The following is a 20,859-nucleotide window of genomic DNA, read 5'->3' on the forward strand; positions in this document are numbered from 1 at the left end:
GGATGGTGCGGCACTTCCGCCGGGGCCGCCTCGCGCTGACGGTGGCCGCCCTGCTCGGCGTCACCGCGGGCGGCCTGCTGCTGCGTGACCCGGCGACCCCGGCGCCGATCGTGGCGCCGGGCCCCGCCCCGGCCACCCCGGCCGCCGTCGCCGGCCTCTACGTGGACCCGGACGGGCTGGCCCAGCGGCACCTGCGCGCCCTGCGGGCGTCCGGGCGGCACCGGGAGGCGGCGGCCGTCCAGCCGATCGCCGGGCAGCCGGCGGCGACCTGGTTCACCGACGCGCGGGCCGGGTTCGCCGACCGGGCCCGGCAGCTGGTCGCCACCGCCAACGCGGCCGGCCGGCTGCCGGTGCTCACGCTGTACTTCATCCCGAACCGGGACTGCCGGGGGTACTCCTCGGGCGGGGCGCGGGGCGGTCCGGCGTACCGGAAATGGATCTCCTCGATGTCGGGCGCCCTGCGCGGGCGCCGCGCCGTGGTGATCCTGGAACCGGACGCCGTCGCCCACGCCGTCTCCGGATGCCTCGGGCCGCGGGCCACCGCGACCCGGTTCGAGCTGCTCGCGCACGCCGTCGCCACCCTGCGGGCACACCCCGGCGTCGCCGTCTACCTGGACGCCGGGCACCCCGGATGGGTCCCGGCGGCCCGGATCGCGCCGGCCCTGCGCCGGGCCGGGGTGCTGCACGCCCACGGTTTCTCCCTCAACGTCGCCAACTTCGAGACCACCGCCGACAACGTCCGGTACGGGACGACGCTGTCCCGCCTCCTCGCCGGCCGGCACTTCGTGATCGACACCAGCCGCAACGGGTGGGGCCCGAACCGGGTCGCCAAGGGTGTCCGGCGCTGGTGCAACCCGCCCGGACGGCGGCTCGGGGCGGCCCCGACCCTGCGGACCGGGCTGCCGCTCGTCGACGCGTACCTCTGGGTGAAACGTCCCGGTGAGTCCGATGGCGCGTGCGGTGCCGGAGCACCGCCCGCCGGCCAGTGGTACCCGGCCTATGCACGGGCTCTGACCGGGTCATGAGACTCTTGACTCAATTCACCCCGTGACCGGGCCACGCCGATAACATCGGCGAAGTCGGGACAGCGCCGTCCTGGAGCCATCCGAGCGAAGGAGCGCCCCGATGACAGAGCAGCCTGCCCAACTCGAGCCAGAGGGCTCCGACGCAGAGCTCCGTGCCGACATCCGCCGGATCGGCACGCTGCTCGGTCAGACCCTGGCCCGGCAGGAGGGCCGTCCCCTGCTCGACCTGGTCGAGGAGATCCGCGCCCTGGTCCGCCAGGACGCCCCGGCCGCCGCCGACCGGCTCGCCGCCATGGACATCACCACCGGCACCAAGCTGGCCCGCGCCTTCTCGACGTACTTCCACCTGGCGAACATCACCGAGCAGGTGCACCGGGCCCGCGACCTGCGCCGCCGCCGCGCCAAGAACGGCGGCTGGCTGGACCAGGCCGCCAAGCGGATCGCCGAGAAGGGCGTGCCGGCCGACGAGGTCGCCGCCGCCGCCCGCCGCCTCGCCATCCGCCCGGTCTTCACCGCGCACCCCACCGAGGCCGCTCGCCGCTCGATCCTGTCGAAGCTGCGCCAGGTCGCCGACTCCCTCGACGCCGAGTCGGCCGCCGCCGCGCTGTACGGCGCCACCGACACCACCGTCTCCACCAAGCGGTTCGCCGAGCTGATCGACCTGCTCTGGCAGACCGACGAGCTGCGCCTGGACCGGCCGGACCCGACCGACGAGGCCCGCAACGCGGTCTACTACCTCAAGGACCTGTACGCCGACGCCGCCCCGCAGGTGCTCGACGACCTGGCCGAGACGCTGCGCCGGCTCGGCGTGGAGACCGCGCCCACCTCGAAGCCGCTCAGCTTCGGCACCTGGATCGGCGGCGACCGCGACGGCAACCCGTTCGTCACCCCGAAGGTCACCAGCGAGGTCCTGCTCATCCAACATGAGCACGGCATCCAGGCCACCGAGAAGGCGATGGACAAGCTGATCGACGAGCTGTCGGTCTCCCGGCGGCTGCGCGGCGTGTCCCTCGACCTGTCCGCCAGCCTCGCCCAGGACCTCGACAACCTCCCCGAGATCCCGCAGCGGTTCCGCCGGGTCAACGCCGAGGAGCCGTACCGGCTCAAGATCCGGGCGATCAAGGCGAAGCTGGCCAACACCCGGGCCCGGCTGGTCAACGGCACCTCGCACGTGCCCGGCCGCGACTACCTCGGCAGCGACGAGCTGATCGCCGACCTGGAGCTGATGCGCGCCTCGCTGGCCCGCAACTCCGGCCAGCTGTCCGCCGTCGGCGTGGTGTCCACGGCGATCCGGCAGGCGTCCGCGTTCGGCCTGCAGCTGGCCACCCTCGACGTCCGCGAGCACGCCGAGAAGCACCACGAGGTGCTGCAGCAGATGTACGCCCAGGTCGGCGAGGTCGACGACTACGCCACCCTGGACCGGGCGTCCCGGACCAAGCTGCTCGCCTCCGAGCTGACCGGGCGGCGGCCGCTGTCCAACGCCGACACCCCGCTCACCGACTCGGCACGCAAGACGTTCGACGTGTTCCACACCATCCGCACGTCGCAGGCGCGGTTCGGTGAGGACGTCATCGAGTCGTACATCATCTCGATGACCCTCGGCGTCGACGACGTGCTCGCCGCCGCCGTGCTGGCCCGCGAGGCCGGCCTCATCGACATCCACACCGGCCGCGCCCAGGTCGACATCATCCCGCTGCTGGAGACCCCGGCCGAGCTGGACGCCGGCGGTGACCTGCTCGACGAGATGCTGTCGCTGCCCGCCTACCGGGAGATCGTCCGGGCCCGTGGCGACGTGCAGGAGATCATGCTCGGGTACTCGGACTCCAACAAGGAGGCCGGTATCACCACCAGCCAGTGGCGCATCCACAAGGCGCAGCGGTCGCTGCGTGACGTGGCGGCCCGGCACGGTGTGCGGCTGCGCCTGTTCCACGGCCGCGGCGGCACCGTCGGCCGGGGCGGCGGCCCCACCCACGAGGCGATCCTGGCCCAGCCGTACGGCACGCTCGACGGCGCGATCAAGGTGACCGAGCAGGGCGAGGTCATCTCCGACAAGTACACCGTGCCCGCCCTGGCCCGGGAGAACCTGGAACTCACCGTCGCCGCGGTCCTCCAGGCCACCCTGCTGCACACCAACATCTCGGTCGACCCGGTCCGCCTGAAGGTGTGGGACTCGGTCATGGACACCGCCTCCGACGCGGCGTTCGCCCGGTACCGCTCCCTGGTGGAGAACCCGGACCTGGCCGCCTACTTCTGGGCCGCCACCCCCACCGAGCTGCTCGGCGCGCTCAACATCGGCTCCCGCCCCGCCAAGCGGCCCAACGCGGACGCCGGGCTGGGCGGCCTGCGCGCCATCCCGTGGGTGTTCGGCTGGACCCAGACCCGGCAGATCGTGCCCGGCTGGTTCGGTGTCGGCACCGGCCTCGCCGCGGTCCGCGCCGCCGGCCTCGGCGCCGAGCTGGACGCCATGCAGGAGCACTGGCAGTTCTTCCGCACGTTCCTGTCGAACGTCGAGATGATGCTGGCCAAGACCGACCTGTCGATCGCCCGCCGCTACGTCGAGACCCTGGTCCCGGAGAACCTCCAGCCGATCTTCACCACGATCGAGCAGGAGTACGCCCTGACCGTCCAGGAGGTCACCGCCATCACCGGCGGCACCGAACTCCTGTCCTCACAGCCGGAGCTGTCCCGCACCCTGGGCGTCCGCGACACCTACCTGGAGCCGCTGCACCACCTGCAGGTGGCCCTGCTGCGCCAGTACCGCGACCTGGGCGAGGCCGCCCGCCAGCTGCCGACGGCCCCGGGTGCCCGCCGCGGCCCGTCGGACTCGACGGCCCTGGAGCGTGCCCTGCTGACGACTGTCAACGGCATCGCCGCCGGCATGCGCAACACTGGCTGACCCTCCCACGTAAGCCTCAACGGGCCCCGTTCCTTCCCAGGAGCGGGGCCTGTCTCTTTTCCGCTCCTGGGTTTACTGATCGCTATACTCATCGGCATGGCCACAACGGAGTGGGACATCCATCTCGTTGCCGAGGTGAGAAGCTGGATCGCCGGCTTGGACGAGGCCGCGTACCGGCGCGTCACCCAGGCTCTCGACCTTCTCGCCGAGCACGGACCAGGACTCGGCCGCCCTCTCGTGGACACGATCCACGGCTCCGCGATAGCCAATCTGAAAGCATTGCGCCCCGGCACCGTACGGATCCTGTTCGCCTTCGATCCATGGCGGTCCAGCATTCTCCTGGTCGCAGGAGACAAGTCAGGCCGCTGGACCGAGTGGTACCGCGAGGCCATCCCTCTAGCCGAGCAACGTTACGACGTCTACCTGAAAGAACGCGCCGACGAGGAAGGAGACCGACATGAGTAGCTATGCACGGTGGGCCGAAATCCGGGATGAACACGTCGAACGCGCCGGTGGCGAGGAAGCAGTCGCCGAAGGCAAGCAGGAGATGCTGGCGGCCGTCATCGGGCACCGCCTGGCCGATGTGCGGCGCAGCCGGGGCCTGACTCAGCAGCAGGTCGCCGAGCAGATGGGCGTGACCAAGGGCCGCGTCTCCCAGATCGAGCAGGGAAAGATCTCGGGCCAGGAGGTGCTCGCACGCTACGCCGCAGCCCTGGGTGGCCGCCTCCACCAGGCGATCTACTTCGACGACGGCAACATCGCCGCGATCGCCTGAGGGCCGGACTCGCCACGACGAAATCAGGGCCGGAGCACTGCGGCTTCCGTCTTGTCGAGCCAGCGGCGATACCAGTCGGCGAAGGTCATCCGGCTGCCGTCCTGGTTCTGCAGAGGGTGGATGCCCTCGCCGTCAGCGGTGTGGTCGGACCACATCTGGCCGCGGGACGGGCCGCTCACCACCAGCGCCTCGCGTAGGGCGCACCCCAGGTGGCAGAGATGCAACAGACCTTGCCAGTTGGCCGGGTCGTACAGCAGCGCATCACGCCGCTCCCACCACTCGGTCTCGTCGTGGCCAGGGCCCGGCTGGTCAGACAGGCCGTCGAGCGGGTTGAACCCGCGGATGCGCCCGAACGGCCTGGCCAGTGCCTCATGATCACCGTTGGCAATCTCGTCGTCCTCCCACCACTGCCAGCTGCCGTCCACCCGCCGCACCGGGAACAGGCCATAGGCCGGGCCGGCCCCGCCCCGGCCCACTTCATGCAGAAACGTCCGGTACTCCCCCGGCAGCTCAATCCCGATCTGCGCCTCCAACTCCGCGATTTCCCCCACGCTCAGCGGCGGCTCCAACCTCAACCCAGAATCCGGATCCGCTCGTCCGGCCAGCGCGGCGACCCGCGCTCGGACACCCGACCAGTCGGCCTGTCTCGCCACCCGGTTCCCTGCCCACACGACAGCGGAGCCAGCCGGTTCATCGAAAAGCGCTTCCAACGCGTCCACTTCAACGATTCTCGACTGTCCGGCCGAGGTCGGACAGCCCGCTCGTCTCCTTCTCGCCGAGGGGCGTGAGAGTGCCCGGTTCCGCGATGACGTCACTGCGCCGGTCCCAAGCGAAGCTCGCCGCCATCGGGCCGTGCATCCGGCGCCTCGGTCCCGGTTTCGGATCCGCCACTGATGGGCGCGAAGACAAACGAACAGGTCCGATGGGGACGTGGCAGCCAAAGTCGCGCGATCGATGCCGTACGCCTGGGTCATCGGACCGCCCCTTCCCAGCCGCCCTCATTTTCGCCTGACCAGTTGCTCAAAGCCTATAGCGGAAACCTGAAAAGGAAGGCCCGCCTCCCGGGGGAGCGGGAGACGGGCCGGGGTGAAGCCGTACCGGTCAGCTGGTCTCGCCGGCGAGGCTGAAGGAGCCCAGGCGGTTGATGGCGGCCACCGTTCCCAGGACGGTGAAGATGGCGCTCATCACGATGGCGGTGGTCAGGCCGACGGACGAGTCCAGGATGGTGGTCGGGGAGATCTTGTCGGCGATCGTGACGACGTACTGGCCGACGGAGAGGGACTTGGTGCCGCTCACGAAGTTTCCGAGCAGGCCCTCCCAGACCAGGATGTAGACCAGGCCGAGCAGCACCGGACGCCGGCTGAGCAGGCTGAACAGCAGGAACAGGGCGGAGTAGGCGAGGGCGCCGACGACGCTGGCGGCGGCCAGGGCGGCGCCGAGTTTCACCGAGCCGGCCAGGATGCCGGCGACGAACAGCGGGACGGCCGAGACGACGGCGGTCACCGAGGCGGCGACCCCGTACTTCGCCAGGATGATGTCGCGGCGGGGCAGCGGCTTGGTGAGGATGTGCACGATCGTGCCGTCGTCGACCTCGGAGCCGAGGACGCCGGTGCCGACGATCAGGGCGACGACCGGAAGCACCACGGCCAGGCCGAGCGAGTAGATCACGGCGTTGCCCCACATGTCGGGGGACACGTCGTACGCCCGGCACAGCGCGGCCAGGCCGATCAGCAGCAGCGGCAACGGCAGGAGCAGCAGGGCCCGCCGGCGGCCGAAGAGGCCACGCGCGGTGATGAAAGCGACCGTGGACATCAGCCCTCCAGCAGGTAGGAGAAGACGCTCTCCAGGGACTCGTCGGACGGCACCAGCTGGTGCAGCCGGATGCCCTGGTCCAGCGCTATACGGGGCAGCACGCGGGTGAAGCTGCCGTAGTCGGAGGCCCGCACGGTGAGGCCGTTCGCCTCGATCTCGATGCCGGCCACCGACTTCTCGGCGATCAGCGCGACGGCCAGCCGCCGGTCGTCGGAGCTGCGCACGGCGAACACGTGCGGCCGGTTGGTCATCAGGCGGCGGATCCTGCGGAAGTCGCCGGAGGCGGCGAGCCGGCCCGCCACGATCACCTGGACCAGGCCGGCGACCTGCTCGACCTCCTCCAGGATGTGCGAGCTGAACAGGATGGTGTGGCCGCGGTCGCCGAGCGAGTGCAGCAGCTCCATCATGTGCATCCGCTGGCGCGGGTCCATGCCGTTGAACGGCTCGTCGAGCAGCAGCACCCGCGGCTCGTGGACCAGCGCGGCGGCGACCCGGGTGCGCTGGCGCATGCCCTTGGAGAACGTCTCGATGCGGCGTTCGGCGGCGCCGGTCATCTCGACCAGCTCCAGCGCGCGCTGGGCGGCGCCGGCCGGGTCCTTGAGCTTCTGCATCTTGGCGCAGGCGGTGACGAACTGGCGGGCGGTGAGGTAGCCGTGGACGGCCTCCCGCTCGGTGACCAGGCCGAGGTCGCGGTAGACGGCGGGGTTGCGCCAGGTCGGCTTGCCGTCGATGGTGACGGTGCCGCGGGAGGGGCTGAGGAAGCCGGCCATCATGTGCAGCACGGTGGTCTTGCCGGCGCCGTTCGGCCCGAGCAGGCCGGTCACGCCGGGGTACAGCGACATGGAGATGTCGTTGACGGCGACCACGTTGCCGTACCAGCGGGAGACGTTGGTCAGCTCGACGACGCCGGTGGTGGCCCGGGTCTCGGCCGGGAGGGTCGGGGCGGTCACAGCGAGGCCACCTTCCGGTAGCGGGCCAGCAGGAGCAGGAGGCAGGCGGCGATCACGCAGACCGCCTCGATGCCGTAGATCGGGCCGAACCGGCCCAGGTCGAGTTCCAGTCCGCCGGTGCCGCCGCGCAGCCACTGGCCCACGCCGGCGATCACCCACACCGGGCTGGCCAGGCCGGCCAGGCTGTTGGCGGTGGCGTTCGGCAGGGAGGCGAGGACGCCCACGATCGGGGTGGTCATCAGCATGACGGCGACGATGCCGCCGGCCGCGAACGCCTGCTTGCCGGTGAAGGAGGCGATCAGCAGGCTGATCCCGGCGAACATCAGCGCCCAGAGCAGGCTGTAACCCCAGCCGGGCAGCAGGTCGCCGATCTCGTTCCACACGCCCTTGAAACCGTCCTTGGTGGTGAACGCGGCGCCCAGGAACATCACGAACTGCGGGGCACCGAGCAGCAGCCAGACTGCCGAGACCATGGCGGCGTACTTGGCGGTGACGTAGTCGGCGGCGCGCAGCGGCCGGGAGAAGTACAGCGGGAGGGTGCCGGCTCGCAGGTCACGGGAGACCAGCTGGGGCGCGACGATCGCGACGAAGAAGATGATCAGGAAGCTCATCTGGTCGGCGAACTGGGTGTAGCTGAGGATCGACTCGCCGCCCACCGCGCGGACCGCGGCCACGATCACCGCGACCAGCAGCATGATGCCGAAGACCAGCCAGGGGAAGATCTTCGCCTTGGCGGAGCGGCCCAGCCCGAAGGCGGCGCGCAGCCCGTGCACGTAGAGCGCCTGCTGCAACGCGAAGCGGCCCAGGCGGGGACCGGAATACCGCTGGTATCCGATGTCATGGATGACGCCGGCCTCAGACATCGGCGGTCTCCTTCGTGGTGAAGAGCTCGGCCACGCGGTGCCGACGCTGGTCCAGGCGGTGCAGGTTGAGGTCGAGGTCGGCGACGGCGCGCAGGATCCGGTCGTACGCCGTCTCGGACTCCAGCGGCACGAGCAGCAGCCGCCCGTCCCGGGTGACGGCCAGGCCCATCCCGGCGAGGGCCTCGGCCAGCTCGTCGACGCCGTCGGCCACCTCGACCGCCAGGATGTCGGAGGCCGCGGTCATCGAGGAGATCCGGTCGGCGCGCAGCAGCCGGCCGCCCTCGATCGCGATGAGCGAGTCACAGATCCGCTCGACCTCGCCGAGCAGGTGCGAGCAGACGACCACGGAGATGCCGAACTCGTTGCCGATCCGGTGGATCAGGTTGAGCATCGCGTCGCGGCCGGCCGGGTCGAGGCCGTTGGTCGGCTCGTCGAGCAGCAGCAGGTCGGGGTCGTGCACGAGCGCCTGGGCCAGCTTGACCCGCTGCTTCATGCCGGTGGAGTAGCCGCCGATCTGCCGGTAGCGCTCCTCGTAGAGCCCGACGTGCCGCAGCGCCTCGGAGGCGCGCTCCCGGGCGGCCGTCTTCGGCAGCCCGCTCATCCGGCCCAGGTGGGTGACGAACTCGGCGGCCGAGACGTCGGGCGGGAGGCAGTCGTTCTCCGGCATGTAGCCGACGCGGGCGCGGACCTGGTCGGTCTCGGCGACCGGGTCGAGGTCGAGGACCCGGACGCTGCCGCTGGAGGGCGGCAGCAGCCCGAGCATGATCTTGATGAAGGTGCTCTTGCCGGCGCCGTTGGCGCCGACCAGGCCGATGACTCCGGCATCGACGGCGACGGTCAGGTCCGCGAGGGCGGTCACCCCGCCGCCGTACGTCTTGGTCAGCCCGTCCGTAACGATGATGGTCACGGGCTCAGCCTATGGATCCCGCGCACGCCGGTGGATCGGGAAAACCCCTGAGCCGCTCTCAGGGTTTCTCAGCCGGCTCTCAGCTTTGTGTGTGTTGACTTCGGCCGCCATGCGCGCCCGAAATCAACACGCTGAAGTTGATCTCAGTTCACGGTCACCTGGAAGACCGGGAGCTTGCCGAGACGGCGGTACTCGCGCAGCGCGGCCGGCGTGCTGTCCACCGACGAGTCCTGCCCCTTGTGGTTGGCCGGCGTCTCGAAGTGGACCATCGCCTTGATCCCGGGGAACCGGGGGATCTGCTGCCCGACCTCGCGGTAGAACTCGGCCATGTGCCCCGGGTTGCGCTTGGAGAACCACACTCCCCACTCGGCCACCATCAGCGGCTTCCCGGGGTGCCGGGCGCGGACCCAGTTGTAGAAGCCGGGCCAGCCGGGTTTGCTCGCCGACCGCCGGTTGAGCAGTTCGGCGAAGTCGCCGTGGCCGTACCCGGGGTCGCTGTAGGAGTACGTGTCGAAGCCGATCCAGTCGACCACGTCGTCGCCGGGGTACATGTGCTGGAACCAGCTCTTCGTGGTGTGCGGCACGTACGCCATGTGCACCAGCACGGTGACCACGTTCGTCGCGCCCTTGGCCCGCAGCCGCTTCACCACGTGCCGGAACATGGCGGCGTAGTCGCGGGCGGTGTACCCGGAGCCGGCCCGCTCCCGGACCTGGTCCTCGGCCTCGTGGTGCACCGCGAAGAAGAACCGTTCCCGGAAGTTCTTCTTCAGGTGTACGGCGAGCCGGTCCAGGAACTCGTCGGTGCGCCGGTCGCCCCGGGCGATCCGGGCCCAGGTGGTGCTCTCCGGCTTCCAGTTCAGCAGCAGGATCCGTTCCCGGCCCGGCTCGCGGGCGATGGCGATCTCCTGCTCGGTGGGGAAGACCTGCCGGATCCCGCGGTGGTACGCGTGGAAGACGGCCTGGTGCCGGCCGGTCTTGCGCTCGAACTCGGCGAGCGCGCGGGTGCCCCGTTCCTCGGTCCGGGCGCCGGGCGCGACCCCCCACAGGATCCCGCAGGTGGGCACCAGTTTCGACCCGACCGTGCAGCCGCGGTTCTGCCGCTGCGGCGACGCGGCGCGCGGGAACCGGATCACCTTGGTGGTCCCCCGGCCGGCCGCGGGCGGCAGCGGCGCCAGGACGTCCCGCGTGGCCGCGGTGCCGGTGGGCTCGTCCGGGGCGAGCCGGTCCGGCAGGGCCGGCGGCGCGAAGGTCGCCGTGGCGGGCGGCTCGACGAACGCCGGCGGCGGGTAGGGGACGCCGAGCTGATCGATGCCGCCGGTCCAGGCCCAGGAGAGCGTGACGACGACGGACATGACGAAGGCGGTGGTCAGCACACCGAGATGCGCCAGCCGGGAACGGGTCTTTCTCACAAAGGCCGAGTATCAGAGGATCATGCCATCTTGTCCAGCATTCGGATGGTTTTAGACCAATTTAGGGTTAAGTGGCTTTTGTTAACACTGACGAAAGATCACGATGGGATCGAGATCCCGGCTCGACCGGCTCGACCGCGCCTGGGAAACTGTCCCCCAAATACCTGCAGGGGGATTCGAAGTGAATGGTTCGGTACTGCCCGAGGACGTGCTCCGGGACGCTCCCTCCTTCACCCCTCGGCCCTACGAGCTGGCCGACCTCGAGCTGCTGCTCTCCGGGGCGTACACCCCGCTGACCGGCTTCCTCGGCCGCGCCGACCTGGCCTCGGTCGCACGCACCGGCCGGCTGGCCGGCGGCGCGTCGTGGCCGGTGCCGGTGACCTGCGAGATCCCCGGCGAGGTGGCGTCCGCCTTGGACCCGGCCGACCCGGACCGCCGCACGCTGGTGCTGACCGACCCGGAGGGCGCGCCGGTCGCCGCGATCGAGGTCACCGACATCTGGCCGACCGGGGAGAACCGGTTCGGCATCGGCGGGCCGGTGCGCCGGATGGGCGACGGCGGGCACGGCCCGTTCCAGCGCCTGCGCCGCACCCCGGAGGAGGTCACGGCACTGCTGCCGCCGGGACGGGTGCTCGGAGTGATCGCCGACCGGCCCCTGCACCGGCCGCAGCTGGCGCAGATCGCGCACGCCGCCCGTACCCTCGCAGCCCATCTCTTGATCTTGATCCCGGTCAGCGGACCGGGACCCGACGGGCTGCCGCCGGAAGCGCTGGTCCGCTCGATCTTCGCGGCCCGCGACCGGATGCCCCCGGCGACGGTGGTCGCGGTGCCGCTGCTCACCCGCGGCGACGAGATGCGCGACGCGCTGCTGCGGGCCCGGGTCGCCGGGGCGTACGGGGTGACCCACGTGCTGTCCACCGGCGGCTCGCTCTCCGGGGCGGGCCTGCGCGTGCTGCTGCCCCGCGAGCTGGCCTACGACAACCGGGACGGCCAGTGGCGCTGGCAGGACGACATCCCGCCGCGCAACCGCCGCCTGGCGATGACCCCCGGCGAGATCGACGACCTGCTGGACCGGGGTTTCCCGCTGCCCGAGTGGCACACCCCACCGGCTGTCGCCCGCGAGCTGGCCCGGGTGCGGCCGCCCCGCCGGCACCGCGGCCTGGTGCTGTTCTTCACCGGCCTGTCCGGCTCCGGCAAGTCGACGATCGCCCGCAACCTGGCCGACGCGCTGCGTGAGGCCGGGGACCGCACGATCACCCTGCTCGACGGCGACGTGGTGCGCCGCGAGCTGACCGCCGGGCTCGGCTTCAGCAAGGCCGACCGGGACCGCAACGTGCGCCGGATCGGCTGGGTCGCCGCCGAGGTGGCCCGGCATCGCGGGGTGGCGGTGGCCTGCCCGATCGCGCCGTACGACGCGGCCCGCAAGGCCGCCCGGCAGATGGCCGTGGAGGCCGGCGGCGGGTTCATCCTGGTGCACGTGGCGACACCGCTGGAGGTGTGCGAGAGCCGGGACCGCAAGGGGCTGTACGCCCGGGCCCGGGCCGGCCAGCTGCGCGGCATGACCGGCATCGACGACCCGTACGAGGTACCCGCCGACGCCGAACTGGCCATCGACACCACCACCATGAGCGTCCCCGAGGCGGTCGAAGTGGTGCTCAACTTCCTCGTGGAGAGCGGCTGGATGGAGCCCAAGATGGCTTAGACCATCACTTTCGGCGGGAGTGTGGCGTTGCACCTCTGGGGCGAAACGCCCAAACCACACTCCTCTCTCCCGGAAGGGACGTCGAAGACTGATGGAACCGCCTCGCCCCTCGTCCGACCTGTCGCACTACCTCGGTGCGTTCCGCCGCCACTGGTGGATCGCCCTGGTGGCCACGGGAGCCGGCCTGGGCGGCGGAGCGGTGCTCACCCAGGCCATGCCGAAGGTGTACGAGTCGTCGGCGTCGGTGCTCGTCGAGTCGGCCGGGCAGGACACCAACGCCGAGGGCGGCCGCACCAAGGGCACCGTCAACCTGGACACCGAGGCACAGCTGGTCGGGTCCGGGGCGGTCGCGGTGAAGGCGGCCGGCCTGCTGCGCAGCGACCTGTCGCCGATCGAGCTGGCCAAGTCGGTGTCGGTGCAGGTGCCGCCGAACACCACGGTCCTGATGATCACCTTCCGGGCGGGCGATCCACGGGAGGCGCAGGCCGGGTCCCACGCGTTCGCCGAGGCGTACCTCCGTAACCGGGAGGAGACCGCCCGCGCCCAGCTCGACAAGCGGATCAAATCCCTCAACCTCAAGGTGCAGCAGCTCACCGGCATGCTCTCCGGGATCAACGCGAAACTCGCCGTCGCCCCGAAGGGCAGCCCCACCGAGGGCACCCTGCAGAGCCTGCGCAACAACTCGCAGAACCAGCTCAACTCGCTGACCGGGCGCCTCAACGAGCTGACCACGACCATGGTCGGCGGCGGCAGCATCATCAGCGACTCCCGGCTGCCGGAGGAGCCGACCAGCCCGAACACCTGGCTCAACGTCGGCACCGGCGGCATGCTCGGGCTGCTGCTCGGGCTCGGGCTGGCGTACCTACGCGAACGCTTCGACAGGCGGCTGGTCAAGCCCGGTGACGTGCGCGACCGGGGCCGGGTGCCGGTGCTCGCCGCCCTGGACGAGCGGACCACCCCGCACTTCGACGACGTGCTCCAGCCGTACGGTCCGGGCGGTCGCGTCTTCAACCGGCTGCGCAACGAGGTGCTGGCCAGTCTCTCCGACGGCGACCAGGTCATCGTGGTCACCGGGACCAGCCGGGGCTCGGCGAGCACGCTGGTCGCCGCGAATCTGGCGGCGGCGCTGGCCCGTACCGGAAGCGATGTGGTCCTGATCGGCGCGCACCTGCCGGACAGTGTGATCGACGCCGCGCCGCTGGCCCGGATGTTCGGCATCTCCGCGGTGCCCGGCCTGTCCGACCTGCTGGCCGGCCGGGTCGCGCTGAGCCGTGTCCTGCAGCGCACCCCGCGCATCCCGTCGCTGCGGGTGATCACCACCGGCGGGGCGGCCACCGCGGCCGGGCTGATGCAGTCGCAGCGGCTCCGCGACACCCTCGAGACGCTGCGCAAGCAGGGCGGATACATCATCATCGAGGCGCCGTCGACGAGCAGCAGCGCGGACGCGCAGAGCCTGGCCAGCCTCGCCGACGCGGCCATCCTCGCCGTCGAGCTGCGCCGCTCCGGCCGGCCCGCGCTGATCGACGCGACCGAGCAGTTGCGGCGGGTCGGCACCACGCTGCTCGGCGCCGTCGTCATGCCGCGGCTCACCGCGCCGCGCCCGGGTGAGATGGCGGCGCCCGCGGTCAGCCTGCCGCCGGTCCTCGACCCCGAGGCCCTGGACAGCGGCCTGGAGAGCCCGACCCAGCTGCTGTCCTACGCCGGCCGGCAGCGCGGCCTGGACGACGACCCCGCCGCCACCTCGGTCATCGACCTCTCCGGCGCCGCGGACGGCGACGACAAGTGACTGTGGTCGCGGCCGAAGCCCCCGCTCCCGCCGGACCCGCCCACCGCGCCACCAGGAACCGATCGCTGCCGTCCTGGCCGGTCGCCGGGATCCTGCTGCTCTATCCGCTCTGGTGGGCGCTCGGCCTGGGGGTGCTCATCTTCCCCATGACGGCCGTGCCGATGGTCTTCCTGCTGCTGCGCCGCCGGGCGGCGGGCCGCCCCCTGCGGCTTCCGCCGGGCTTCGTCTGGTGGGTGATCTTCCTGGTCGCGGTGGTCGCGAGCATCGCCGCGCTGGGCGCGGACCCGGCGGGAACGGTGGCGGAACGGGCGAGCGACCGGTTGGTCGCGGTGGTCTACAAGCTTGCGATGTACGGGTCCCTCACCGTCCTGCTGATCTACGCCGGCAACCTGACCGAGGTGGAGCTGTCCCGCCGCCGGCTGGTGCGGCTGCTCGCCGGGATGTTCGTGGTGACGGTGCTGGGCGGGCTGCTCGGCATGGTGGCCGGGAACTTCGAGTTCACCTCGCCGGTGGAGTGGCTGCTGCCGGGCGGGATGCGCGGCAAGGGGTTCGTGAAGTCGCTGGTCCACCCGTACGCCGCCCAGATCATGGACATCGTCGGCGACGCGAAACCGCGCCCGGCCGCCCCGTGGGGTTACACGAACACCTGGGGCAACAACTTCTGCCTGCTGCTGCCGTGGCTGGTGGTCGCCGCCTGGGCGAGCCACCGCGCCGGCCGCAAGCTCCTCGCGGTGGTCTGCCTGGCCGTCTCGGTGGCGCCCGCGATCGCGTCGCTGAACCGCGGCCTGTGGATCGGCGCCGGCCTGCTGATGGTGTACGTGGCGGTCCGGTACGTGCTGGCCGGCCGGCTGTGGATCCTGCTCCTGGTGCCGGTGGTCGGCGGGCTGCTGGCGCTCGCCATGATCGCCACCCCGCTCGGCACGACGGTGCAGGCCCGGCTGGACAACGGCAAGTCCAACGGGGTGCGCTCGTTCCTGATCGACAAGGCTCTGGACGGCTTCACCGGGTCGCCGGTGATCGGGTACGGCGGCACCCGCAACACCCTCGGCGGCCGTAACTCGATCACCGTCGGGGAGAGCGCGAACTGCGAGCGCTGCGGCAACTTCACCGTCGGCGGCAACGGCCAGCTCTGGCAGCTGCTCTACGCGCACGGCGCGGCCGGGACGCTGGGCTACCTCGGCTTCTTCACGTACGGGCTGTGGCGCTTCCGCCACGACCGCAGCCCGATCGGGGTGGCCGGCAGCGCCGCGCTGGTCACCTCGTACTCCGCGATGCTCTGGTACAACTCGCTGGTCACCCCTCTGGCCTTCATGTTCCTGGCCTACGCGCTGCTCTGGCGCAACTCGATCGAGGGGAGCGATCCACGTGAGTCCCGTTAAGACCGCGCCGGCGGCATTGACCGCCGGTGACGCCGCTTTACGGACGCAATATCTGACCGAGGTGATGGCGCAGCTCTATCCGGAGCCGTGCCGGACCGACGGGACGCCGGGGCCGCTGGTCGCCGAGTACCTGGTGGTCCCGAACGCGCACCGGCCCCGCCTGCTGGTCCCGACGCTCTCGCCGGCGGTCGCCGCGGCCGCCGTCCGGCGCTACGCCGAACCGCAGTCCCGGATCGCCCGGCTGAAACGCGACGCCGTGGTGGCCGCCGTGCACACCCGCGCGACCGGCCTGCTGTTCCGCGACCGGATCCGGGTCACCGGCCCGGTCTCGGCCGGCATCGACGGGTACCTGAGCGACGCCCTGCGCCGCGACCTGGCGGTGAGCATCCACATCGGCCCGGCCCGGGCCAACCGCAAACCGGTGCTGCAGCTGCTCAGCCCGGACGGCGAGACGTTCGCCTTCGGCAAGCTCGGCACCGGCAAGCTCACCCGCCGCCTGGTCCAGGCGGAGACGGCGGCGCTCACCGCGCTCGGCCACAGCCAGCTCACCAAGCTGACGGTGCCGCGGGTGCTGCACGCCGGGGAGTGGCGGGGCATGCGGGTGCTGGTGCAGTCGGCGCTGCCGGTCTGGCTGCCCCGGGCCCCGCTGACCCAGCGGCGGCTCACCTCGGCGATGCTCGACGTGGCCGGTTGCTGCGGATACAGCACCGGGCCGCTCACCGGCAGCGGGTACTGGCAGGAGCTGCAGGCCCGCCTCAAGGCGGTCGCGGACCGGCCGGAGGGGGCCGGGCTGGCCGCCGCGGTGGACGTGCTGGCCGCGCACAGCGGCGAGACGGCGCTGCGGTACGGCGCCTGGCACGGTGACTGGGCCCCGTGGAACATGGCGAACCTGGCCGACGCGCTGCTCGTCTGGGACTGGGAACGATTCGCCACCGGGGTGCCGCTCGGCTTCGACGCCATCCACCATGAGCTGCAGAAACGTATCCAGTCCACCGGCGACGCCCGGGCCGCTGTCGAGGCGACGGTGCACCGGGCCGACGAGTTGCTCGCCCCGTTCGGGGTGGCCCCGGTGGCCCGCGAGATCACCGCGCTGCTCTATCTGGTCGATCTCGCGGTCCGTTACCTGACCGATCGGCAGGCCGAGGCCGGCGCCCGGCTCGGCGTGCTCGGGACCTGGTTGCTGCCGGTGCTGATCCGGCGCGTGGAGGAGCTGTAAGTGGCCGTGAACGTGCGCAATCTGCCGGCGCCGGTGAAACGGGTCGTCCACCTGGGGACCCGGTCCTACGGCAGGCTCACCGCCGAGAGCCGGATGCTGCCGTCCTTCCTGATCTGCGGCGGACAGCGCTGCGGCACCACATCGCTGTACCGGGCGCTGGCCGCGCATCCGGTGGTGCTCAAGGCGGTGCTGCACAAGGGCGTGCACTACTTCGACACGTCCTACCAGCGGGGCCCGGAGTGGTACCGCGGGCATTTCCCGCTGCTGCGCAGCGCCGAGCGGATCTGGGAGCGGTACGGGGTGCGCGCGCAGACCTTCGAGTCGAGCCCGTACTACATGTACCACCCGCAGGCCGCCGCCCGGATCGCCCGCGATCTCCCGTACGCCAAGCTCGTGGTCCTGGTCCGGGACCCGGTGGAACGCGCCTACTCGCAGCACCACCACGAGGTGGCCCGCGGGTACGAGAGCGAGCAGGATTTCGGCGCCGCGGTGACCCTGGAGCCGGCCCGGCTGCACCGCCAGGAGGAGCGGCTCGCCCTCGACCCGTCGTTCTACAGCTTCGCCCACCAGCACCACGCCTATCGGGCGCGCGGCGAGTACGCCCGCTACCTGAGCGTGATGGCCCAGCACGTGGGCCGGGAACGGATCCACGTGGTGGAGAGCGAACGGTTCTTCACCGAGCCGGAGGCCGTCTACGACGAGGTGTGCGGGTTCCTCGGGCTGCCGCCGGGACTGGAGCGGCCGCCGTTCGAGCGGCACAACGCCCGCCCCCGGCAGGCCGATATGGACCCGGGGCTGCGCCGTGAGCTGAGCGAGTACTACCGGTCGCACGACGAGGCGCTGGCCACCTGGCTGGGGCACACCCCCGTCTGGCGCCGCGGGTGACGGCGGGCACCACCGATCGTCAGGCGAGCGCCCGCGGCGCGGCCCGGGGCGGGCTGGCCAACATGGCCGGTTCGGCGCTGGCCGGCGGCGCCGGGGTGATCGTCACCTGGGTGGTGGCCCGCGCGCTGCCGCCCGCGGAGGCCGGCGCGTTCTTCGCCGCCACCGCCGCGTTCGTGCTGGCCGGCGGCCTGGCCAAGCTGGGCACCCCGACCGGGCTGGTGTACTGGCCGGCCCGGCTGCGCGCCACCGGGCAGGACCACCTGCTCGGCGCCTGCCTGCGCGCCGGGATCCCGCCGGTCGCGGTGTTCTCGCTGGCCCTGGCGGCCGGCATGTGGCTGGCCGCGCCGGGGATCGCCCAGCTCACCGCGGGCGAGTCGCCGCAGGTGGTGGCCGCACACACGACCGGGCTGCGGGTGCTCGCCGTGTTCGTCCCGCTGCAGGCGCTCACCGACGTGCTGCTGACCGTGACCCGCGGCTACCGGATCATGCGGCCGACCGTGCTGCTGGACCGGGTGCTGCGCAGCGGGCTGCAGGTGCTCGCGGTGGGCGCGGCCGGGGTGGCGGCGCTGTGGGCGGCGGCCTCGCTGCCGGTCTTCGCGTTCGCGTGGGCGGCGCCGTACCTGCCGGTGGTGGTCCTGGCCGGATTCGCGGCGCGGAGGGCGTACACCGCAGGGGTCGATCGCGAAAGGAACGCGACCCGCAGCGAGCGACGGACCCTGCGCCGGGATTTCTGGGTCTTCACCGGGCCCCGTGCGGTGGCCGCGGTGGCCCAGCTCGCGCTGCAGCGGGTGGACGTGCTGCTGGTGGCGGCGCTGGGCGGGCTGGCGCCGGCCGCGATGTACGCGGTGGCCGGGCGGTTCGTGGTGCTGATCCAGTTCGCCAACCAGGGGCTGTCGCAGTCGGTGCAGCCGCGGCTCGCCGAGGCGCTGAGCACCGGTGACACGGCAGGCGCGAAACGGCTGTACCAGATCGCGACCGGCTGGCTGGTGCTGGTGACCTGGCCGGTCTGCCTGCTGGTGGCCGCGTTCGCGCCGCACTACTTGAAGATCTTCGGTGCCGGGTACGCGGCCGGCGCCCCCGTGGTGATCGTGCTCGCCGCCGCGATGCTGGTGGCGACCGGCTGCGGCATGGTCGACATGGTGCTGGCGATGGCCGGCCGCACCTCGGCGAACCTCGGCAACGTCCTGATCGCCCTGGCCGTCACGGTCGGGCTGGACGTGCTGCTGATCCCCCGGTTCGGCGCGCTCGGGGCCGCGTTCGGCCTGGCCGGGGCCATGGTCGTGAACAATCTGCTGCCGCTGGCCCAGGTCCATCGCGGCACCGGCCTGCACCCGTTCGGGCCGGGCACCCGGGCGGCGGCGCTGCTGGCCGCCGGGTGCTTCGGGCCCGTCCTGTTCTTTCCGGCGGCTCTGGTGGCCGCCGTCCCGGCCTACGCCACGGGAGCCTGGCTGCTACGCGGGCGGCTGATGCTCGGCGCATTTAGGAGGAAGAGTTGACCAGCGATTACACCGGCGTGTTCCAGGACACCGAGGCGGTCGAGAAGTACGAGACCGTGACGTACGCCCCGGACAGCTACGCGTCGCGGATCAACGACCGGCAACGGGAGCACCTGCGGTCGCTGATCCGCCGGGAGTTCCCGGACCGGCCGCCGGTGCAGCACGACTTCGCCTGCGGCACCGGGCGGGCCGTCCGGGCACTGCACGGCCTGGTGCGGGAGGCGCACGGGTACGACACGTCGGCCGAGATGATGGCGAAGGCGGCCGAGGTCGGCTCCCGGGCGACCTGGCACCGCGTCGACCCGGACGGCCCGGTGCCGCAGCCGGTCGCGGCCGGTTTCCCGGCGATCGTGACGATCTTCCGGCTGCTGCTCAACGTCGACGACACGATCCGGGACCGGGCCCTGGCCTTCGCCGCCAAGGTGCTGCCGCACCGCGGATCCGGGCTGCTGGTGGTGGAGAACCACGGCAACGCCGGCTCGGTGCGGCACCTGCGGGCCCGGCGGCACAGCGGGCAGCGCTGGTTCGCCGAGCTCTCCCACGAGCAGGTGGCGAAGCTGCTGGGCCGGCACGGTTTCGAGATCGTCGGCCGGAAGGGCTTCTCGATGCTGACGCCGTCGCTGCACGACCACCGGGTGGCCCGGCTCGCCGACGCGGCCGCCCGCCGGCTGCCGGGCAGCGACGCGTACGCGGTGAACGTCCTCTACACGGCCCGGCGGATCAATGCGTAAGGGTCTGACGATCCTGCTCGTGCTGCTGCTGGGCGGCTGCGGCTGGGGTGGCGACGACCCGCCCCCGCCGCCGGCGCCGTCCCCGGACCTGTCCGCGCCGCCCCGGGCCGTCGCGGTGCATCCGGGGCCGTTCCAGGCCGGGCCGTTCCGGCCGCCGCGGCGGGGCGCGCTGTTCGGGGCGTGGATCAAGCCGGACGAGCTGACCCACATCGGGCGGCTCACCGCGGTCGCGGGGCTGGAACAGTCGATGGGGCGCAAGCTGGACTTCATCAACACGTACCGGCGCTTCGAGCAGATCATGGGCACCCCGTCGGACCAGGCGTTCCTGGACGACGGCGCATCCCTGATGATCAGCTGGGCGACCGGCGACAACCGGTCCATCCTGACCGGCGAGCACGACGACCTGATCCGTGAGCAGGCGGCCGCGATCCGGGCGATCAGGAAGCCGGTGATGCTGCGGATGCGCTGGGAGATGGACAGACCCAACCTGCGGGCCACCATGTGGTCCGGCGAGGACTACATCGCCGCCTGGCGGTACGTCCGGAAGCTGTTCCGTGAGCAGCGGGCGGACAACGTGTCGTGGGTGTGGTGCCCGACCGCCGAGGGCTTCGTCCGGGGTGACGCGCCGCAGTTCTACCCGGGTGACGACCAGGTCGACTGGACCTGCGTGGACGTCTACGCCGGGTTCGACTTCCAGCCGATCGGCACGCTGATGGGACCGTTCCTGGAGTGGGCGTCCCGGCGGCCGAAACCGATCGTGATCGGCGAGTTCGGGGTGGCCAAGGCGTGGGGGTCGGCGGCCCGGGCGGCGTGGCTCAAGGACGCCGAGCGGACCTTCAAGGCGAACCGGCAGATCAAGGCGATCGCCTACTTCGAGTCGAACCCCGAGGGCAACGGCCCCAACCAGCAGTTCCGCCTGACCGACGACAACCGGGCCTTCAAACAGTTCCTCCGCCTCGCCAAGGACCCCTACTTCAACCGCTGAACCCCGACAGCGTGTGGATTTCGGGCGCGCTACGCGGCCGAA

Annotated in this window: 18 protein-coding genes; 12 read left to right on the forward strand and 6 right to left on the reverse strand. The window is 71.8% G+C overall.

Translation table 11 applies throughout. The annotated features are described in order from the left end of the window. The first annotated feature begins 2 nt into the window (after positions 1-2). From ACZ3II_RS08685 to ACZ3II_RS08700, 4 genes are all read left to right on the forward strand, one after another. Positions 3-1,025: a glycoside hydrolase family 6 protein gene (locus tag ACZ3II_RS08685; protein WP_465517003.1), complete on the forward strand. Its 1,023-nt coding sequence runs from the start codon at positions 3-5 to the stop codon at positions 1,023-1,025. 100 nt (positions 1,026-1,125) lie between these two features. Further along, positions 1,126-3,921, forward strand: a complete 2,796-nt coding sequence (gene ppc / locus ACZ3II_RS08690; RefSeq protein ID WP_465517004.1) for a phosphoenolpyruvate carboxylase — start codon at positions 1,126-1,128, stop codon at positions 3,919-3,921. Positions 3,922-4,017: 96 nt separating this feature from the next. Beyond that, positions 4,018-4,386, forward strand: a complete 369-nt coding sequence (locus tag ACZ3II_RS08695; RefSeq protein WP_465517005.1) for a type II toxin-antitoxin system RelE/ParE family toxin — start codon at positions 4,018-4,020, stop codon at positions 4,384-4,386. After that, complete coding sequence (locus ACZ3II_RS08700) at positions 4,379-4,696, forward strand: helix-turn-helix domain-containing protein (protein WP_465517006.1); 318 nt, start codon at positions 4,379-4,381, stop codon at positions 4,694-4,696. The genes ACZ3II_RS08695 and ACZ3II_RS08700 overlap by 8 nt, the downstream gene beginning before the upstream one ends. Positions 4,697-4,719: 23 nt before the next feature. On the opposite strand, the gene ACZ3II_RS08705 is transcribed toward ACZ3II_RS08700, so the two are convergent. The 6 genes from ACZ3II_RS08705 to ACZ3II_RS08730 form a co-directional block, all read right to left on the reverse strand. Next, complete coding sequence (locus ACZ3II_RS08705) at positions 4,720-5,415, reverse strand: SMI1/KNR4 family protein (RefSeq protein WP_465517007.1); 696 nt, start codon at positions 5,413-5,415, stop codon at positions 4,720-4,722. A gap of 382 nt (positions 5,416-5,797) precedes the next feature. Beyond that, a complete protein-coding gene (locus tag ACZ3II_RS08710) occupies positions 5,798-6,508 on the reverse strand; it encodes an ABC transporter permease (RefSeq protein ID WP_465517008.1) in 711 nt (236 codons plus the stop codon). Further along, positions 6,508-7,458 (reverse strand): ABC transporter ATP-binding protein, encoded by a 951-nt coding sequence (locus ACZ3II_RS08715; RefSeq protein WP_465517009.1) that lies wholly within the window; start codon positions 7,456-7,458, stop codon positions 6,508-6,510. The genes ACZ3II_RS08710 and ACZ3II_RS08715 overlap by 1 nt, the downstream gene beginning before the upstream one ends. Continuing rightward, a complete protein-coding gene (locus ACZ3II_RS08720) occupies positions 7,455-8,321 on the reverse strand; it encodes an ABC transporter permease (protein WP_465517010.1) in 867 nt (288 codons plus the stop codon). Before ACZ3II_RS08720 ends, ACZ3II_RS08715 begins: the two co-directional genes overlap by 4 nt. Continuing rightward, positions 8,314-9,228 carry an ABC transporter ATP-binding protein gene (locus ACZ3II_RS08725; RefSeq protein WP_465517011.1) on the reverse strand — a complete coding sequence of 305 codons (915 nt, stop codon included), beginning with the start codon at positions 9,226-9,228 and terminating at the stop codon, positions 8,314-8,316. The genes ACZ3II_RS08720 and ACZ3II_RS08725 overlap by 8 nt, the downstream gene beginning before the upstream one ends. A 143-nt stretch (positions 9,229-9,371) precedes the next feature. Continuing rightward, positions 9,372-10,637, reverse strand: coding sequence for a glycosyl hydrolase (locus ACZ3II_RS08730; RefSeq protein ID WP_465517012.1), 1,266 nt, complete (start codon positions 10,635-10,637; stop codon positions 9,372-9,374). A gap of 181 nt (positions 10,638-10,818) precedes the next feature. Between ACZ3II_RS08730 and cysC the strand changes: the two genes are divergently transcribed. From cysC to ACZ3II_RS08770, 8 genes are all read left to right on the forward strand, one after another. Then, positions 10,819-12,339: an adenylyl-sulfate kinase gene (gene cysC, locus ACZ3II_RS08735; RefSeq protein ID WP_465517013.1), complete on the forward strand. Its 1,521-nt coding sequence runs from the start codon at positions 10,819-10,821 to the stop codon at positions 12,337-12,339. A 91-nt stretch (positions 12,340-12,430) separates the two neighbouring features. Next, positions 12,431-14,125 carry a Wzz/FepE/Etk N-terminal domain-containing protein gene (locus ACZ3II_RS08740; RefSeq protein ID WP_465517014.1) on the forward strand — a complete coding sequence of 565 codons (1,695 nt, stop codon included), beginning with the start codon at positions 12,431-12,433 and terminating at the stop codon, positions 14,123-14,125. After that, positions 14,122-15,504 carry a hypothetical protein gene (locus ACZ3II_RS08745; RefSeq protein WP_465517015.1) on the forward strand — a complete coding sequence of 461 codons (1,383 nt, stop codon included), beginning with the start codon at positions 14,122-14,124 and terminating at the stop codon, positions 15,502-15,504. Before ACZ3II_RS08740 ends, ACZ3II_RS08745 begins: the two co-directional genes overlap by 4 nt. Continuing rightward, positions 15,491-16,720 carry a hypothetical protein gene (locus ACZ3II_RS08750; protein ID WP_465517016.1) on the forward strand — a complete coding sequence of 410 codons (1,230 nt, stop codon included), beginning with the start codon at positions 15,491-15,493 and terminating at the stop codon, positions 16,718-16,720. The genes ACZ3II_RS08745 and ACZ3II_RS08750 overlap by 14 nt, the downstream gene beginning before the upstream one ends. A gap of 6 nt (positions 16,721-16,726) precedes the next feature. Further along, on the forward strand, positions 16,727-17,605 hold the full coding sequence (locus ACZ3II_RS08755) for a sulfotransferase domain-containing protein (RefSeq protein ID WP_465517253.1): 879 nt from the start codon (positions 16,727-16,729) through the stop codon (positions 17,603-17,605). Beyond that, positions 17,602-19,101 carry a lipopolysaccharide biosynthesis protein gene (locus tag ACZ3II_RS08760; RefSeq protein ID WP_465517017.1) on the forward strand — a complete coding sequence of 500 codons (1,500 nt, stop codon included), beginning with the start codon at positions 17,602-17,604 and terminating at the stop codon, positions 19,099-19,101. The genes ACZ3II_RS08755 and ACZ3II_RS08760 overlap by 4 nt, the downstream gene beginning before the upstream one ends. Next, on the forward strand, positions 19,098-19,832 hold the full coding sequence (locus ACZ3II_RS08765) for a methyltransferase domain-containing protein (RefSeq protein ID WP_465517018.1): 735 nt from the start codon (positions 19,098-19,100) through the stop codon (positions 19,830-19,832). Before ACZ3II_RS08760 ends, ACZ3II_RS08765 begins: the two co-directional genes overlap by 4 nt. Further along, entirely contained in the window at positions 19,825-20,817 is a 993-nt protein-coding gene (locus ACZ3II_RS08770) for a glycosyl hydrolase (protein ID WP_465517019.1), read from the forward strand. Before ACZ3II_RS08765 ends, ACZ3II_RS08770 begins: the two co-directional genes overlap by 8 nt. The last annotated feature ends 42 nt before the right edge of the window (positions 20,818-20,859 follow it).

The sequence above is a fragment of the Actinoplanes sp. NPDC019969 genome, from assembly GCF_055562375.1.

Coding starts and splice junctions, on each gene's coding strand:
- ACZ3II_RS08685 (WP_465517003.1), top strand. CDS start 3: ATGGTGCGGCACTTCCGCCGGGGCCGCCTCGCGCTGACGGTGGCCGCC.
- ppc (WP_465517004.1), top strand. CDS start 1,126: ATGACAGAGCAGCCTGCCCAACTCGAGCCAGAGGGCTCCGACGCAGAG.
- ACZ3II_RS08710 (WP_465517008.1), bottom strand. CDS start 6,508: ATGTCCACGGTCGCTTTCATCACCGCGCGTGGCCTCTTCGGCCGCCGG.
- ACZ3II_RS08770 (WP_465517019.1), top strand. CDS start 19,825: ATGCGTAAGGGTCTGACGATCCTGCTCGTGCTGCTGCTGGGCGGCTGC.
- ACZ3II_RS08695 (WP_465517005.1), top strand. CDS start 4,018: ATGGCCACAACGGAGTGGGACATCCATCTCGTTGCCGAGGTGAGAAGC.
- ACZ3II_RS08740 (WP_465517014.1), top strand. CDS start 12,431: ATGGAACCGCCTCGCCCCTCGTCCGACCTGTCGCACTACCTCGGTGCG.
- ACZ3II_RS08700 (WP_465517006.1), top strand. CDS start 4,379: ATGAGTAGCTATGCACGGTGGGCCGAAATCCGGGATGAACACGTCGAA.
- ACZ3II_RS08720 (WP_465517010.1), bottom strand. CDS start 8,321: ATGTCTGAGGCCGGCGTCATCCATGACATCGGATACCAGCGGTATTCC.